This is a genomic window from Blautia sp. LMAG:89, from assembly GCF_008679485.1.
Lineage (GTDB): Bacteria > Bacillota > Clostridia > Lachnospirales > Lachnospiraceae > Blautia_A > Blautia_A fusiformis.
In genome coordinates this window covers 34746-52500 of the sequence record NZ_NANC01000003.1, presented here as the reverse complement: position 1 = coordinate 52500, position 17755 = coordinate 34746, and the positions used below count along the sequence as shown (strand labels likewise).

Here is a 17755-nt window from a genome sequence, read left to right as displayed (position 1 = left end):
ACAGTTTAAAAATTTCATCACACATAAAAAGGGTGAAACTACACAGCATAATGCTGTCAGCTCACCCTTTTCTTTAGCTTCAATATTGCCCTCTTCCGCAATATCTGCAATGCTGTCACTGCTGTCGCCAAACTCTTCCGCACTCTCTGTCACGGTTCCGGCTTCCACCAGCGGCATTTCCTCCTGTGCATAGGCCGTCACGGTTCCCGCTGACAGAGATGTGACTGTCACGGACGCCGCAAGCAGCCAGGCCATGATGGTACTCGTCTTTTTTCGCATACCTGTTCCTCCCTTTTCCCCTAATTCACTTTACAGTTTTCTGTAAAGCTGATATCACTGTGAATTTGCCTGATATTTTCTGTTCTGTCAACAAAGTGGATTTTAACAAAATCTGGTCCGACGGATGTTCGCAATTGAAGCAGGGGACTTCTCTGATTCACCGACATTTACATTGACAAATTCCCCTGTTATGATATACTTTGATAATAAAACTATTTTATACTAAAATTATTTAACGAAAGCAAATGAATGTGAGGATCTGATCATTATGAAGAATTTTAAAATCGGTGATAAACTTACGAAATTTCCCCTGATCCAGGGTGGAATGGGCGTTGGTATCAGCCTTGGCCGTCTGGCAGGCACCGTTGCAAAGGAAGGTGGGATCGGAATCATTTCCACCGCTCAGATCGGCTACCGGGAAAAGGATTTCGACCGGAATACCGAAGAAGCCAACCAGCGGGCTATCCTGTCCGAGATGAAAAAAGCACGCAGGATTTCTCCTGACGGTATCATCGGCTACAACATCATGGTTGCACTGAAGGAGTACGCATCTCATGTAAAAGCCGCTGTCCATGCCGGCGCTGACCTGATCATCTCCGGTGCAGGACTTCCTACAGAGCTCCCTGCTCTTGTCAGCGGAAGCAAAACAAAGATTGCCCCCATCGTCTCAACGGACAAATCTGCAAAGGTTATCCTGAAATACTGGGAAAGAAAGTACAAGCGCACTGCAGACCTTGTGGTGATCGAAGGTCCCCAGGCAGGCGGCCATCTGGGCTTCCACAAGGAAGAGCTGGATTCCTATACACCGGAAGCCTACGACAATGAGATCCGAAAGATCGTCCAGACTGTAAAAAGCTATGCCGCAAAATTCGGCACGGAAATCCCTGTAGTAGCTGCCGGCGGCATCGCCACGCACGAGGATGTAAAGCATGTCCTTGATCTTGGTGTGGACGGCGTTCAGGTCGCCACCCGTTTTATACCAACGGAAGAATGTGACGCAGACATCCGGCTGAAAGAATCCCTGATCCACGCCGCAAAGGACGACATTGCCATTGTAAAAAGTCCGGTAGGTATGCCGGGACGTGCCATTATGAATCCCTTCATGCAGCACGTCATGGCCGGTGAAAAAATCCCGCACAGTCCCTGCCACCGCTGCCTTGCCAAATGTTCCCCCGGCGAGATCCCTTACTGCATTACAGACAAGCTGATCGCCGCCGTAAAGGGCGACGTGGAAAACGGCCTGCTGTTCTGCGGAGCAAAGGCCTATATGGCAGATAAGATCGAAACCGTGCACGATGTGATCGCTGATCTGTTTGGCACAGAATCGGAGTGCATCCGGCTGTCATAAAGATAAACCTGCGCCGCTAGGCGCACCTAAACAAAAAGCCCCTGCTTTCATTGCTTTTCGCAGTGAAAACAGGGACTTTTTGTTTTTCTACCGGTTATCGATCTTTTCCGGGTACATGTCATGCTCTGTCAGACGTTTCCAGGCAATCTCCTCCCATCTGGTTCCGGCCTTTCCGTAATTGCAGTAGGGATCAATGGAAATGCCACCTCTCGGCGTAAATTTTCCCCAGACCTCAATGTATTTCGGATCCATAAGACGGATCAGATCCTTCATAATGATGTTCACGCAATCCTCATGAAAATCTCCGTGATTGCGGAAGCTGAAAAGATACAGCTTCAGAGATTTGCTCTCCACCATTTTTTCACCGGGTACGTAGGATATCGTGATCGTCGCGAAATCCGGCTGTCCGGTAATGGGACAAAGGCTTGTAAATTCCGGGCAGTTAAATTTTACAAAGTAATCGTTGTCCGGGTGCTTGTTCAAAAATGTTTCCAGTACCTCCGGAGCATAGTTGTCCGGATATTTTACTTTCTGATTTCCGAGAAGGGTGATCCCTTCTTTTTCCAGGTTTTCTCTGCTCATATTTTTTTCCTTTCTATGGTCGGGCGGATATTTATGATCCGATCTATCTGTCAAGTGCCGGGTCCTTCACTCCATTGAGACGGAATGCCTCTGCTCTGTCAATACAGGTTCCGCACACACCGCAGGGCTTTTCGCCGCCTTCGTAACAGCTCCAGGTCAGTTCATAAGGAACATTCAGCTCCAGGCCGGTTTTTACGACCTCTGCCTTTGTGCAGCTGACAAAAGGCGCCTCAACCTTCAGCTGACCGCCGCTTCCCTGATAGATCGCCTCGTTGATCGCATTGTGAAACGCACTGCTGCAGTCCGGATATGCATTTCCGGCTGCATCATCCGCATGTGCTCCGTAATAGATCACACTGCAGTTTTTTGACAGCGCAATACTTGCTGCCGAGGAAAGAAACAATCCGTTCCGGAACGGCACATAGGTTGAAACCGGTGAGCCATCAGTTTCCTTCAGCTGCTCTGCATAGCTTTCGTGCGGGATCTCTTTGTCTGAATGCTTCAGAAGCGAACAGTCACTGTACCGGAAGATCGGCTCCAGATCCAGATAAAGATGCTCCACTCCGTAATATTCTGCTGTTTTTCTGGCAGCCTCGATTTCTTTTGTGTGCTTCTGTCCGTAAGCTACTGTTAATGCAATTACATTCTCTTTTCCATATTTGTTTACGGCAAGCCCCAGGCAGGTGGTGGAATCCACACCGCCGCTTGCAAGTACAAGTGCTTTCATAGCGTTCTCCTTTTCTGCGGTATTTCTTGTTATATTGTGATATGTTTTCCTGTCATACTCCCCGTTTCTGCGGGTCCCAGATCACCTTATGAAGCTGGATCTGAAGCTTTACATCGTTGAGCTTTTTTTCCATAAGGAAATCCACGATCTCCACCGGCTGGATCCTGCCAAATACAGGGCTGAAATAAACTGCCGTTTTTCCGACCAGCCTGTACTTTTCCAGGATTTCCAGGGCTTTTTCCATATCTCTGCGGCTGCTGACCACGAATTTCAGCGTATCCTCACTGCCCAGAAGCTCCAGATTGGAAAGGAGCATCTCTTTTTCCATGCCGCTGTCCGGTGCTTTATAATCCATGGTAAAGGACGGACGTTTTTTTAATATATGATAAGGCTTCAGATCTACGCTTCCATTGGTCTCAATCTCCACCCGCCGGGATGGATTCTCCAGGATTACCTCGATCAGCTCCTCCATCCCTTTCCGCAAAAGTGGTTCCCCGCCTGTAAGTGTCACATTTTTTACGCCTGTTTCACGGATCCAGGAAAGGATCTCTTCTTCTGTCAGCCTTTCACTCTCACATCCCGGCTCATTTGCCCAGCTGGTATCACAATAGCTGCACTGAAGATTGCAGCCCTTAAACCGGATAAAAGCGGCAAGCTCTCCTGCCCGTCTGCCCTCTCCGTTGATGCTGACAAATTTCTCTACAACCTGATAGGTACTCATAGCCATACCGCCTCCGTTTCTTCTTCCGTTTCCCAGTAAGCTGCACAGTTATTTGGTGTTTCGTAAACAACAGCTCTTTTTACAGGATAGCCCTTTTCTTCCATTTTTCTGAAAAAATACTCTGAAAAATTCTCTGCTGTAGGACGAAAGGGAACCTTCACCAGATGAAAGCCTTCCTCATCCAGTGCTTCCAGCGTTTTCGGACGTAATGTATTTTCTTCATAGATCAGCGTGTGATCCATGGAATCTGCCAGCTCCCGAAGATCCTTTTTCAGATCTCCGAAGTCTACCAGCATCCCTCGCTCCTGGCCGTTTTTCTCCAGCTTCCGGCTTTCGATCTCAATCTCCACATGCCAGCGATGACCATGGATGTTGGAACATTTGCCGGTGTAACCGGACAGAAAGTGTGCCGAATCGAAATCTGCTTCTGTTTTTAACTGATACATAAATTTTTCCTCCTTCTGGATCTGTCACACCACCCGAATATTTCCATAAATAAAAAAAGCCGGGATTCCCGGCCTTGATCCAGTTAAAGTAAAAAAAGGGCAGACCCGCCACGAGTCTGCCCTGATTCTCACATCTTCTTCAGCCCTGGTTTTATTTATAGACAGGATGGTACAAACGAACTGTCTTATATTAATTTGTATGGTATTTCCGGAGATACTGCATCAAACGATAAATCGGACCAGATCATCCGCGTTCGCTGCTCACTCATGAGCGCAGTCGCTCCGCAACGATCTATGGGAACTTTCAGCTCCGGAATTACGGTAAATTTTCTGCAGAATTATCTTCTTCCGCAGCACTTCTTATATTTCTTACCGCTTCCGCACGGACACGGATCGTTGGGATAGATTTTTCTTGCAGATGCCGGCTGCATCGGCATTGCTGTCGGCACAAAGCTGTTCGGCATTGCAGTGTGCGGCTTGCCCGTGGCAAACGGCCATACTGCTCCTGAAATCTCATTCGGTGTGTAACCGCGGAATTCCAGCATTCTTGTGTTATTGTTTGCCTCCATGATCAGCTTTGTAAATTTCTCAAGCTGCTCATCGTTAAACTGGATCCCCTTCTGGTTCAGGTTTTCCATGATCGCTGACATTCTGCCATCCATGGAGCATTCTTTGTAAATAAAGAACAGTACCTGATCCTTCACTGCATCGGAAACCTTCATCTCATCCAGCAGGAATCTGCCCAGTCTCTGGTAAGAAGCAGATTTTGTCGGATAACCGTTTTCGGAATAATCCAGGATCTCATCTACTGACGGAATATAGAATTTCCGTCCACCCTGACGTCTCTCGATATCCTTGTAGATGTTATTGACCAGTGCGGATTTCAGGATCAGCTGATCCTCCGCAAGCTCACAGATACAGGCCTTCTCCGGAATGGTATGATACAGCTCGATGAAGCTGTCATATCCGATGTCAAAGCCTTTTCTCTGCTTAAACATCTCATATACGGTCTTTGCCGGTGCAGATACATACAGATAGCTTACCATAATAAGGCAATCCTTCAGCCAGTTTACCTGGCTGCGAAGTGTCTGGAACTCCGGTGTATTGATCTGATCGTAAACAGCTACAACCTCTGCCGGAACTTCTGCGTAATCATCACTGTAGGAAACAAGGTAGCCCATATCGTTCAGCCATTCTAACGTATTCCACTCATCCTCTGCAACATGGAAGCATTTTCTCTGAATAGCTGCCTCAAAAGCCAGTACTTCCTGATCGTCTGCTACGAGGAAGCTTGCTTTCATAACCTCCGGTTTAAGAACCTCTGCGGCAACCTTTGCGGCGATCTCTTCCTGTTCCATTCCCTTGCAGTGAAGTCCAAGCTCACCTGCAATGCTGAGAAGGTCTTCTTTACGATAGGACATAAGGAAATCTTTTACTGTAGGATTTCTTCTGCTGCCTGTGGCTGCCTCATCTGCTTTTGCAGCTCTGGCAGCTGCCTCTACCGCTGCTACTGTTGCAGCAATGTCCTCAGATGCTTTGACTGTTTCCGCCTCTGTCTCAACTGCTGCAGTGCATTCCAGCTCCGGTGCCTCTGTCCAGTACGGATCATCCTCACCCTTTACTTCTTTTACAATAGAAGGAGCTTCTGCTGTTCCCTCGTCTTTCTTCTCAATGTCAACTCTGTATTCCGGGGCTTCCTTATCCGCACCATACTGACGGAAAGTAAACCATTTCTCGGAATCCATAAGCTCTGCAGTCTCTGTCTCGCCTGCATTTAATAATGTGAAATTATTCTTTGCTTCTCCGTCACCATTCTCACGGATCTGTACTTTTTTCTGAAAAAATTCAATCTCATATAGGCTGCCTGACGGATACTGAACCAGTTTTTCAAGCATGGCTGCCATATTTGCAAATGTAACGTCAGCCGCAACAGTACAACGTCTCCATACCGGCGGTTTCGTTCCTTTTCTTGTGATTTTTAACTGATAAAACATTCCTGTGTTCCTCTCCTGTAAATATATACCGGATCAGGAGACATACACAGCTCCTGATCCGGCGTAAGCAACTTCCCCTATGTTATACAAAAATAGAGAAATTGTCAATATTTGAGAGGCTTCTACAACACAATATCATATTTCTCAACCTGGATCACAGCATTTCCGTCACTGTGAAACAGGATCTCATCTGCTTCCACTGGTGTTGGGATCACGGTAGTCGCAGTTTTGCTTCCATCATTGATAAAAAGCTCTATGGAGCTTCGATCCAAGATAAAACGCAGCTTCAGATTTTGTCTGTCATCTGTGATCTGGAGCTTTCTTGTACATACAACATCACGCTGCACCCCGCTCCAGGTTCTGTCGATTTCCAGTATCTGTCTTTTTCGATCATAGGTAAAGACCGTTGTATATTCTTCATTGCGTGCAAGCTCGATCCGGAACTCATTGTACACATCCAATGCTTCCTGATTTGGATTTCCGGAGTTCCTGCTTCCATCCATGATGCCATCTGCGTTCTGCAGTTCCACAGTCAGATCGATCATTCGGCCACGGACGCCTTCAAGGCTTAAGCTCTCACCCACTTTTACATTCTCATAACAGCAACGGTTTTTCCGATAATTCTCAATTTCTCGGACCGGCTTCTGCCAGATCTTTCCGTCACGATATTCCAGCTCTCTCGGAAGAGTCATCATTCCCTGCCATCTCTGCTTTTCCTTGATCACACAGCTATCCCAGGATTTCATCCAGGCGATCATCACTCTTCTTCCATCTGGAAGAAGGGTTGTCTGCGGCGCATAAAAATCAAGTCCGTAGTCCAGACTTACCGGTGCGTCTTTTTCAAATGTATGTTTTTCGCTGTCATAATCTCCCGTAAAATACAGGGAATTATGTCCATTATGAAACTCATACCCTTTTGCCCGCATATGCTGCGGAGAACAGATCAGCACATGTTTATCCCCGAGCGGAAAGAAATCGGGGCATTCCCACATAACACCGATTTCTCCTGTGGAGTTCTCCGCAAGAATTGTTTCAAATTTCCATTCTTTCAGATCTTTACTGGAAAACAGAACTACCTGTCCAGGAATTTCTTCGCTGCGGCATCCTACGAGCATATGGTATGTTCCGTTATCTTCCCATATCTTCGGATCACGGAAATCAACTCTGCTGCATTTCTCCGGAAGCATATCCCCGGTGACTACCGGATTTTTCTCTACCTTTACATAATCTTTTCCGTCACCCCAGGCAAGGCACTGATTCTGCCGGACTTCTTCTTTTCCATCCGGCAGCTTTTCTGTTGTAACTCCTGTGTAGATCAAAGCCTGTTTTCCATCCGCTTCAATAGCACTTCCGGAAAAGCATCCCTCTCGATCATATTCCTGATCCGGTGCAAGCGCTGCAGGAAGCTGCTCCCATCTGATCATATCCTCCGTCACACTGTGGCCCCAGTGCATAGGGCCCCAGTCACGGCTGTAAGGATGATACTGGTAAAAAAGATGTACCTTTCCTTTAAAAACAGAAAATCCATTGGGATCATTGATCCAGCCAACCGGTGCAGATACATGAAAGGCCGGTTTCTCTTCCTGCGGGATATTTTTTGCTTCCTCTATTTCATAAAGACGTGCTTTTTCAAGTTTTTCACTCATACTCTGCTCTCTCTTTCTTTTTTATGTTTCTGACCGGTATCTTTTTCTGTTTTTATTTCTCTGTCTCACTAAGAGACTTCTGATACTGGTCAAAATATTTCTGTTTGATTGCCAGATAATCAGACAGTCCATACTGCTCCATCTTTTTCAGATAGGAATCCCATTCTTTTTCGATGCCGCCATTTAGGATCCAGTCTGCTTTTTTCTGTTCCGCATACTTCTTGATATCCGTGTCATACTGAGATACCTTATTGGTATCATCAATACTCATAAATACATTCGGATACACATATTTACTGTTCATATCCTTAAGATATGTTTCGTGCATATTGTCGAGACGCCATTTTGCATCTGCCGGCTCTGTTACATATACATCGTAATACTCGTTAAGTATTGCCAACGGTCCGTTTACAGACTGTGCTTCACGAACCTCTACCGGAGATGCATCTCCCAGATCCATATGTTTCAGCATCTGACCACCTTCTGCATTCTCGGACATCTCAAAGATATTAAATGAATCTTTTTCCCCGTAAGTACCCCAGTTATTCTGCGGAGACTGGATCGGTGCATACATCTGATCGATCCATGCTGCTGCCAGTGCCGTATTCCGACAGCTTGTAGTCAGAACGCAGCGTCCTCTGTCAAAGCCACTGGTTTCACTGTTATTCTGTCTTGTGATATTTACAAGACCATCCGGACCGGCCAGCGCCGGGAGCATTACATAATCTTCATTGTTATCAATATTTGCAATATCCCAGGTGAAACACAGACCATATCTGTGGTTCTTACCTTTTGCAACATAAGTTGACCATTCCTGGGTAAAAGCCTCCGGATCCACCAGCTTTTCTTCTACCAGCTGATGGAGCCACTGAATACCTTCTTTATAGCCTTCCTGTACAGTTGTATAAATAACGGTTCCATCATCTTTTACTGCAAAATGATCACCGGTGTCACCATATCCTTCTCCGAATCCGTTGATGAGAATTGCAGGATCCTGATCACCATTATTGATGATAAAGGACATCGGGATCACACCACCCTCAATGTTGAATTTCTTTTCCAGTTTATCTGCATTGTCGCGGAAAGCGATCAGAACCTGTTCCAGTTCCTCAGTTGTAGTTGGAACGTCCAGCTTCAGATAATCCAGCCATTTTTTATTAATGTAGGGAATATCTCCAATTGCCTGAATGGCTTCTTTCCCCGCACCAAGCTGCTCAATCCATGGGAAAGAATAAATATGTCCGTCCGGTGCTGTACACATTGTTCTGTATTCCGGGTATTTTTCAAATACAGCCTTAAGATTCGGCATGTATTTATCAATGAGATTTTCTACCGGAATAATGATTCCCTGTTTGGCATAACGAAGAAGATCATAATCACTCATCCCTGCGTTAAAAAGTCCATCCGGAAGATTTCCGAACTGTGCCAGCGCCAGATTTTTTTTGTCATCAAACTGATCCGATACAAAACAGGTCCAGTCAATGTGGACATTAGTCTGCTTTTCCAGTCTTTCAAAGATCGTTCTTTCATTAGGTTCCTGTGTAGATGTTGCAGGTGCACTGGTAATAAAAGACAGCTCTGCTTTTTCTTTCAGAGGAAAGGACACATCTTCCACCGGGGTATCCGGATCTGTTTCTGCTTTCATGTGTTCTTTTCCATTTCCACATCCGGCACTGCATACCATTATAATTGCAGAAAGCCCGATTGCCAATAATGCCTTCATTCTTTTTTTCATCATTATCAACCTCCTGTCATCAGCCTTTTACAGAACCAACCATAATGCCCTGGTCAAAATATTTCTGGAAGAATGGATACATGATCAGAAGCGGTAAACTTGATACAATGATCGTAGCATATTTCAGAAGCTCCGCTACCTTTGCCATCTGTGCAGTACTCTGGATATCTGCGATCATTCCGGGCTGCGGTGTATTCTGTACAAGGATGGAACGAAGTACCAGCTGCAATGGCTGCAGTTTCGCATCATTCAAATAAATCATAGCGTCAAAATAACTGTTCCACATTCCTACAAAGGACCACAGTGCAAGCACTGCGATGATCGGTTTGCATACCGGCATCATAATCTTGAAAAAATGCTCGATTTCCGTGGCACCGTCAATGGCAGATGCCTCTCTGAGTTCCTTGGGGATAGACTGATAATAGGTTCTGGCAAGGATCATGTTCCAGACATTAAACGCACCCGGAAGCAGGATTGCCCAGATTGTATTTACCAGATGCAGCTGATTGATCAGGATAAAAGTCGGGATCATTCCTCCACCGAAAAACATGGTAATGAGAAAAATAACATTGAAGAAATTTCTTCCCACAAATTCTTTCTTGGACATTGGATATGCTGCCAGCAGAGTTACCAGAACTGAAATAATGGTAAACACCAGGGAATAAAAAAATGAGTTTGCAAAGCCTCTCCAGATCATATTATTTTCAAGAACTCTGCGGTACGCATCGATCGTCCACTTCCGCACATCAAAGCTGATCCCCTGGCTGTTCAGCACATTCGGATCCATAAAGGATGCGATCACAACATATAAAAGCGGAACCAGAATGGAAAGTACAAATGCACCCAGAAGTACGTATCCGATTCCTAAAATGGCTTTGTCAGATGCCGAATATTTCTTTTTCTTTGCTTTTGCCATAACAGCACCTCCTATAATCCCTCTCCGTCATTCAGTTTCTTGACTACCCAGTTTACAAAGATCAAAAGAATTACATTGATCACTGAATTAAACAGCCCCACTGCTGTAGAATATCCATAATCTCCATTCAGAAGACCGATTCTGTATACATAAGTAGAAAGAATCTCAGATGCAGGAAGGTTCATATCTGTCTGCAGTGCATATGCTTTTTCAAAACCAATGCTCATAATATTTCCGGCCTGAAGGATAAACTGGATCACAATGATGTTTTTAATAGCCGGAAGCTGTACATACCAGATCTGCTGCAGGATATTTGCTCCATCCACCACTGCTGCCTCTTCCAGATCCTTACTTGCATTGGCAAGTGCTGCAGTATACATAATGGATGCCCATCCGGCTGTCTGCCAAATTCCGCTGGCTATGTAAATGGTACGAAATGCTGCCGGCATAGTCATCCAGTTGGCATCGGAACCGATCAGTTTATTCAGCGGACCTACCGGTGAAAGAAACATACGAACCATACCACAGAGTACGATAACGGAAATAAAATTCGGCGCATAGATCAGAAGCTGAATTTTTTTCCTGATCCCAGCTCTCCGGATCTGATTCAGAAGAAGTGCCAGGATGATCGGAATCGGAAATCCCCACAGTAGTCCGTAAATACTCAGTTTCAGAGTGTTCACAAGATAATTCATAAAATCCGGTGATGCCAAAAATCTCCGGAAGTATTCCAGTCCTACCCATTTGCTTCCAAATACACCATCAATGACATTGTAGTCCTCAAAAGCGATCAGTATGCCACCCATGGGCACGTATTTGAAGATGATCGTCAGAAGAAGTGCAGGCAGCAGAAAAAACACATACAGCTGCCAGTTCTTTTTCACATACTGAAGCTTTTCTGCAGCAGTTCTTTTTCCTGCCGGAACAGCTTTCGCAGAACCTTTTTTCATTCTCTTTTCCTCCCTTTTTTGTTCTTTCGTTCTTGTTTAGTAACCGGTAAAGTAACCGGTTACTTTATAATTTGATACTACTATATGACATAGCTTCTGTCAACCTTTTTTGTTAATTTATTTAAGAAAAGTTACCGGTAACTTAACTGGTTATTTTTTTATTGCTATTTAACGTCTGTATTGTTATACTTAATTACATCAATCCAATTATCCTGTACGGTCTGCAGATTTCTCTTATATGATCACATCTGCATTCCGTATCATAACTTTCTGCTGTTAAAAGGAGACTATTTTTTTATGGCTAAAAAACAGGTAACATTTGCCGATATTGCAGAATACACTGGTTTTTCCAAGACTACGATCTCCAGATATTTCAATCATCCGGATTCTCTGACCCTGGAAAATCAGGAAAAGATCGCAAAAGCCCTTGATGAGCTCGGCTACAGAAAAAACAAGCTTGCCAGGGTTCTTGCCAATGGAAAAAGCGAATTTGTAGGGATCATTGTCCCGAACCTTTATCTTCATTATTATTCCGAAATGCTGACACAGCTTCTTCGAAGTTACTCCGATTATCATTACAAATTTCTGGTTTTTGTCAGTGATGGCGGCCCGGAGAAAGAAATGCAGTATCTGGACGAGCTGATGGCTTATAAGATTGAAGGACTTATTGTTCTCAGCCATACTCTTTCCTCTGAAAAACTGGCTTCCTATAATATTCCTGTGATCGCCATTGAACGTGAAGCAGAACATATATGCAGCGTTACAACAGACAATTACATGGGCGGCATGCAGGCTACTTCTCTGCTGATACGCAATCAGTGTGATGTACTGATCCACATCAATGTCCATGTACCTGAGAATATTCCGGCTTATGACCGTATCCGTGCCTTTGAGGAAACATGCCGGGAATATCATGTTCCTTATGAACTGAACCTTAATGTTTCCGGTGATTCCTATCAGGAGCTTTTTGAACAGATGCGTGTGATCTTTCAGGATATTGACAGTAAATATTCCGGTCAGAAAAAAGGCATATTTTTATCCAATGATACTTACGCAAATATATTTCTCAATCTGATCTTCCAGAAATACAACTGTCTGCCGGATGAATATCAGATCATCGGATTCGATAATTCACCCATTGCTGCGGAGTCCATCATCCCGATCACTACTATTGGACAGCAGATTGATGTGATCGCACAGACTACCATGGAACTGCTTGTGGAACAGATGAACGAAATGAAGAAAAGAAAACCGGCACCGCTTCAAAAACCGATCCACAAAAAGATCACTCCGGTCCTGATACGACGACAGACAACTGGAGACTGAAAATACTTACAACATTTTTCCATATTCCATAACAACCCGTATATTCATGTACCGGAAACTTCATGCTATAATTCTGTGGAAAAATGTCAGATAACCATTACCGCCGGGAAATATTTGACAGGTTTCCCGACATCTATAAATATCTATTCAGGGAGGAAATCATGAAAAAAGATCAGGAAATTTTTCAGGAACGTTTAAACCATCATCACGACGAGCTTCGATGGCTGTACACAGAGCTTTATCACAATGACGATATGTTTGCAGAGCTCTGCGACCAGATGTACCAGTATTTTACAGCACGCCGCCGCGCGCTCAAAAACCGCGACCTGGAAAGAGAAAAAAATCCGGACTGGTTCCGCCAGAAGGATATGCTTGGCATGATGCTCTATATTGACAATTTTGCCGGCAACATCAAGGGAGTTTCTGCCAAGCTTCCATATCTTAAGGAATGCAACGTGAACTGCCTGCATCTGATGCCGTTTCTGGACACTCCGAAGGGCCGTTCCGACGGTGGTTACGCAGTAGCCGACTTCCGCAAAGTCCGCCCGGACCTTGGTTCCATGAAGGATCTGGCTGCCCTTGCAGATAAATGCCACAAAAACGGAATGAACCTGTGTATGGATTTTGTTATGAACCACACCTCCGAGGATCATGAGTGGGCCAAAAAAGCACGCCAGGGTGACGGCGAATATATGAGCCGTTACTTCTTCTACAACAACCGTGAGATCCCGGACGAGTACGAAAAGACCGTACCACAGGTATTCCCGACCACTGCTCCGGGGAACTTTACCTGGCTTCCGGATATCGGTCACTATGTCATGACTACCTTTTATCCGTACCAGTGGGATCTGAACTACGGCAATCCCCGTGTTTTCAATGAGATGATGTACAACTTCCTCTTCCTTGCAAACCAGGGAATGGACGTGATCCGTATCGATGCGGTTCCGTATATCTGGAAGGAACTGGGAACTCCTTGCCGTAACCTGAAGCAGGTGCATACGATCGTTCGTATGATGCGTATGATCGCCGAGATCGTCTGCCCAAGTGTTGTACTTCTGGGTGAGGTCGTTATGGAGCCGGAGAAGGTTGTTCCCTATTTCGGAACCGTAGAGAAGCCGGAATGCCATATGCTTTACAATGTAACAACCATGGCTACAACCTGGAACAGCATTGCCACTCGTGATATCCGCCTTCTGAAAAAACAAATGGATATTGTAAACAGCCTTCCGAAGCAGTACACCTTCCTGAATTATCTCCGCTGCCATGACGATATCGGCTGGGGACTTGATTTCGCCACCCTGAAAGAATGGGACATGGATGAGCCATCCCATAAGCGTTACCTGAATGATTTCTTTACAGGAAAGTATCCGGGAAGCGACAGTCGCGGAGAGCTCTATAATGATGACCCGGTAACTCAGGATGCCCGCTTCTGCGGAACTACTGCTTCCATGTGCGGGATCGAGGCTGCTCTTTTTGAAAAAGATGACGAGAAGCTGAAAAGGGGTATCCGCGAGGATCTGATGCTTCACGCATATATGCTTACCCAGTCCGGGATCCCGATGCTTTACAGCTCCGATGAAATCGGACGTCTCAATGATTATTCCTATAAAGAGGATCCGGATAAGGCTGCAGATTCCCGCTATATCCACCGTGGTGCTTTCCAGTGGGAGCTTGCCGAAAAAAGAAACTCCAAATCCTCCGTTGAGGGACAGATCTTCCAGACTCTTAGCCGCATGGAGCAGATCCGCAGCCAGGAATCTGTTTTTGATAAGGACTGTAACGTGTATACATACGATGTTCATGATAACAGCATCCTCTGCATCCTCCGCCAGAAAGGAAACGAACGTTTCATCGGAATCTTCAATTTCAGTGACAGCGAAAAAACTGCCTGGATGCAGGAGGAAGGAACCTTCCGCGATCTTATTACCGGACAGACACTGGAACTTAAGGACGTAGTACTTCCAGCCTATGGATTTATGTGGTGTAAGAGAGTGTAATGATCCTGTGGCAGTTTCCAGGATCATGTGACTTACCTTTAATTTGTTATTCAAGTAAATAAAAAAGACGTGGCCTTACGGATCGCTATATTTCGTTCATTAACAACTCAGTAAATGAACGAACCTGTCGATCCGAGTCCACGTCTTTTTATTACGTTATATCTTCAAGTTTCTCTGCCATTGCCTGACATTCAGAAATTACTTGCAGAGCTCCTCTGCCATTGCATCGATCTCTGCCACATTCTCATCGCTGAGGGAGGACATGATCTTTACATTGTTCTCAAGCCATGTGATATTTTTGCTCTTTTCGAACATTCCTTTCATGACTTTGGCTGCAGTCGGTGCCCAGCTTCCGTTCTCAATGAGGCCGATGGTGCGGTTCTGGTAATTACGTTCTGTCAGGTTCTCGATGAATGTACGCATAAACGGGAATGCTTCTCCGTTGTATGTAATGCTGGCCAATACCAGCTTGCCGTAGCGGAAAGCGTCTTCCACTGCCTCTGCCATGTCTTCTCTTGCAAGATCGCAGACAACAACCTTCGGGCAGCCCTTTTCCTCCAGCTTCTGCGCAAGAAGCTCTGCTGCTTTCTTTGTATGTCCGTATACAGATGTGTAGGCGATCATTACGCCTTCGCTCTCTACTTTATAAGAAGACCAGATATCATATTTCTCCAGATAATGTCCAAGATTCTCAGTAAGAACCGGTCCGTGAAGCGGGCAGATGGTCTGGATATCAAGAGTTGCTGCTGCCTTGAGAAGCTTCTGTACCTGCGGACCGTATTTTCCGACGATTCCGATATAGTAGCGACGTGCTTCGCGGTCCCAGTCCTCTTCTACATCAAAGGCTCCGAATTTGCCGAAGCCATCAGCAGAAAACAGGACCTTGTCTGTGCTGTCATATGTAACCATGACCTCCGGCCAGTGAACCATCGGTGCAAATACGAAGGTAAGGACGTGTTTTCCAAGTGTCAGAGTGTCACCATTTGCTACAATATGTTTCTTTCCTTCCAGATCCATTCCACGGAAGAAATTCTCCATCATGGTGAAAGTTTTTGTGTTGGCAACAACAGTTGTATCCGGGTATGCTTTCATGAAATTCTCAATGTTTGCTGCATGATCCGGCTCCATATGCTGAACTACAAGATAATCCGGTTTCGCGCCATCCAGAACTTCTGCTACTTTTCCCATCCACTCTTCTGTGAAGTTGGCATCTACGGTATCCATGACTGCGATCTTCTCATCTTTGATCACATAGGAATTATAGGACATTCCGTTTGGCACTACATACTGTCCCTCGAACAGGTCTACCTGATGATCGTTTACTCCTACATAATAAATATCATTTCCGATTTTCATTGTATTGAGTTCCTCCTTAGTCTGCTGTATTTTATATTTCCAATATCTCTGAAAATACTTTCTTATTGCTCTCATTTATTATATCATTGTTCGTACTGAAATCAATGTAGAATCATAAATAAAAACAAACCTCTGCGCCTGGTAAAAGAGCTATTTTCCCCTCTTTACAAACCTATTCCAACATAGTATTGTATACCTTGGATGAAGGAATTTTTTATAATTTTTATGAGGTAAACTATGTGTGAAAATGAAAAAAAGAAAACGCATTCCATTGAGATGACCTCCGGCTCTCTCTGGAAAAATCTCCTCCTTTTCAGCCTTCCCCTGATGGGGTCCCAGGTGTTGGAGGTTCTTTTTAATTTAAGTGATGTTGCGGTTGTGGGGCGATTTGCAGATTACATGGCACTTGGAGCTGTGGGTTCCACAACTCTGCTGGTCACTTTATTTACCGGAATCCTGATCGGCATGGGCGCCGGAGTCAATGTTCGTGTAGCACACGAGCTTGGTGCCGAAAACAGAAAAGGTACCGAAGAAACAATCCATACATCTCTTCTTCTCTGTGCCATCGCAGGACTTCTGGTCTGTGTCGTCTGTCTTCTGTTTTCCGGACAGATGCTGTCCATGATGAATACGAAACCGGAGCTGATGGACCAGGCTGTTTTATATATGAAGATTTATGCTCTGGGTATGCCGGCCATGGCTGTATACAATTTCGGTAACGGCGTATTAAGTGCCCGCGGCGATACGAAGCGACCGCTGATCTATCTTTCCATTGCCGGAGTGATCAACGTTCTTCTGAACCTGTTTTTCGTTATCGTCTGTCATATGGCCGCCGCAGGTGTGGCAACTGCCAGCGCGATCGCCCTGTATATATCCGCTGCTCTGGTAATGATCCACCTCCTCCGGAGAAAAGACGAATGCAGGGTATCCCTGCGTAAGCTCCATCTTCACCCAAAGGCCTGTAAAGCAGTACTGCTTCTTGGTATTCCCACAGGTCTGCAGAACGGAATTTTTGCCATTGCAAATCTGTTCGTACAGGCCGGCGTCAACTCCTTCGATGCAGTCACGGTTTCCGGAAATGCTGCCGCTGCAAATGCAGACTCTCTGATCTACAACGTCATGTTCGCCTTCTATACTGCATGCGCAAGCTTCATCGGCCAGAACTGGGGTGCCGGAAATAAAAAACGTATGCTGAAGACTTATGGGATCAGCCTTACATATGCCTTCATCGCAGGCGCGATCCTTGGTGGACTGCTTCTTGTTTTCGGTCCGCAGTTTCTGTCACTGTTTGCCACAGAACCGGCAGTCATCGATGCCGGCATGGAGAGGATCCGGATCATGGGCTTCAGCTATGCCTTCAGCTGTTTTATGGATTGCAGTATCGCCGCTTCCCGTGGCATCGGAAAAAGTATCCCACCGACCATCATCATTATTCTGGGATCCTGTGTATTCCGTGTCATCTGGTTCTATACGGTGTTCGCACACTTCCAGACCATTTCCTCGCTTTATCTCCTGTATATTTTCTCATGGGGAATTACAGGCTTTGCGGAGGTTCTGTTCTTTGCTGTAAGCTTCCGGAAAATTCGGACCTGATACTTCAAATATATAGCGCCAGACGAAGCATTGATCTGGCGCTTTTTATATCTTTCTCGCGTTTTATGTACATTTGTCTTTACAAGGCGGACATAATTGTATATAATTATCCTGTTGTGCTTTTACGCGATGCAGTAAT

At 45.3% G+C, this 17755-nt stretch carries 14 protein-coding genes and 1 pseudogene (1 of these 15 running past the window's edge); 4 read left to right on the top strand and 11 right to left on the bottom strand.

Annotation, left to right across the window (positions count from 1 at the left end):
- Window positions 1-279: the 5' portion of a hypothetical protein gene (locus CCC70_RS00505; protein ID WP_287084084.1), read on the bottom strand. 48 nt of this gene lie to the left of the window's left edge; only the first 279 of its 327 coding nucleotides appear in the window; it begins with the start codon at window positions 277-279; its stop codon lies off the left edge, out of view.
- Between the two features lie 268 nt (window positions 280-547).
- Between CCC70_RS00505 and CCC70_RS00500 the strand changes: the two genes are divergently transcribed.
- On the top strand, window positions 548-1627 hold the full coding sequence (locus CCC70_RS00500; RefSeq protein WP_178688190.1) for an NAD(P)H-dependent flavin oxidoreductase: 1080 nt from the start codon (window positions 548-550) through the stop codon (window positions 1625-1627).
- An 87-nt stretch (window positions 1628-1714) separates the two neighbouring features.
- Here CCC70_RS00500 and queF read toward each other — a convergent pair whose 3' ends face one another.
- The 9 genes from queF to CCC70_RS00455 all read right to left on the bottom strand — a co-directional run bounded on the left by queF (window position 1715) and on the right by CCC70_RS00455 (window position 11344).
- The gene (gene queF, locus CCC70_RS00495; RefSeq protein WP_015526640.1) at window positions 1715-2209 is read right to left on the bottom strand and encodes a preQ(1) synthase; all 495 of its coding nucleotides are present in this window, start codon (window positions 2207-2209) and stop codon (window positions 1715-1717) included.
- Between the two features lie 43 nt (window positions 2210-2252).
- Window positions 2253-2969, bottom strand: coding sequence for a 7-cyano-7-deazaguanine synthase QueC (queC, locus tag CCC70_RS00490; RefSeq protein ID WP_270391407.1), 717 nt, complete (start codon window positions 2967-2969; stop codon window positions 2253-2255).
- 19 nt (window positions 2970-2988) lie between these two features.
- The gene (gene queE, locus CCC70_RS00485) at window positions 2989-3657 is read right to left on the bottom strand and encodes a putative 7-carboxy-7-deazaguanine synthase QueE (RefSeq protein WP_178688192.1); all 669 of its coding nucleotides are present in this window, start codon (window positions 3655-3657) and stop codon (window positions 2989-2991) included.
- On the bottom strand, window positions 3654-4103 hold the full coding sequence (queD, locus tag CCC70_RS00480; protein WP_287084083.1) for a 6-carboxytetrahydropterin synthase QueD: 450 nt from the start codon (window positions 4101-4103) through the stop codon (window positions 3654-3656). Before queD ends, queE begins: the two co-directional genes overlap by 4 nt.
- A gap of 338 nt (window positions 4104-4441) precedes the next feature.
- The gene (locus tag CCC70_RS00475; RefSeq protein ID WP_287084081.1) at window positions 4442-6097 is read right to left on the bottom strand and encodes a YecA family protein; all 1656 of its coding nucleotides are present in this window, start codon (window positions 6095-6097) and stop codon (window positions 4442-4444) included.
- Window positions 6098-6219: 122 nt separating this feature from the next.
- Complete coding sequence (locus CCC70_RS00470) at window positions 6220-7743, bottom strand: glycoside hydrolase family 32 protein (RefSeq protein WP_287084079.1); 1524 nt, start codon at window positions 7741-7743, stop codon at window positions 6220-6222.
- 52 nt (window positions 7744-7795) lie between these two features.
- Window positions 7796-9427 (bottom strand): ABC transporter substrate-binding protein, encoded by a 1632-nt coding sequence (locus CCC70_RS00465; RefSeq protein WP_442859718.1) that lies wholly within the window; start codon window positions 9425-9427, stop codon window positions 7796-7798.
- A 70-nt stretch (window positions 9428-9497) separates the two neighbouring features.
- Window positions 9498-10394 carry a carbohydrate ABC transporter permease gene (locus tag CCC70_RS00460; RefSeq protein ID WP_015526648.1) on the bottom strand — a complete coding sequence of 299 codons (897 nt, stop codon included), beginning with the start codon at window positions 10392-10394 and terminating at the stop codon, window positions 9498-9500.
- A gap of 11 nt (window positions 10395-10405) precedes the next feature.
- Window positions 10406-11344 (bottom strand): ABC transporter permease, encoded by a 939-nt coding sequence (locus CCC70_RS00455; RefSeq protein ID WP_148448345.1) that lies wholly within the window; start codon window positions 11342-11344, stop codon window positions 10406-10408.
- A gap of 297 nt (window positions 11345-11641) precedes the next feature.
- Between CCC70_RS00455 and CCC70_RS00450 the strand changes: the two genes are divergently transcribed.
- Together CCC70_RS00450 and CCC70_RS00445 are read left to right on the top strand one after the other, a co-directional pair.
- Window positions 11642-12670, top strand: coding sequence for a LacI family DNA-binding transcriptional regulator (locus CCC70_RS00450; protein WP_059086410.1), 1029 nt, complete (start codon window positions 11642-11644; stop codon window positions 12668-12670).
- A 161-nt stretch (window positions 12671-12831) separates the two neighbouring features.
- A complete protein-coding gene (locus CCC70_RS00445; RefSeq protein ID WP_287084076.1) occupies window positions 12832-14667 on the top strand; it encodes an amylosucrase in 1836 nt (611 codons plus the stop codon).
- Window positions 14668-14868: 201 nt separating this feature from the next.
- Here CCC70_RS00445 and CCC70_RS00440 read toward each other — a convergent pair.
- Window positions 14869-16023 (bottom strand): annotated as a pseudogene (locus CCC70_RS00440) (FprA family A-type flavoprotein); the annotation flags it as partial.
- A gap of 237 nt (window positions 16024-16260) precedes the next feature.
- Between CCC70_RS00440 and CCC70_RS00435 the strand changes: the two are divergent.
- Window positions 16261-17616 carry an MATE family efflux transporter gene (locus CCC70_RS00435; protein WP_118753262.1) on the top strand — a complete coding sequence of 452 codons (1356 nt, stop codon included), beginning with the start codon at window positions 16261-16263 and terminating at the stop codon, window positions 17614-17616.
- Window positions 17617-17755: the final 139 nt, after the last annotated feature.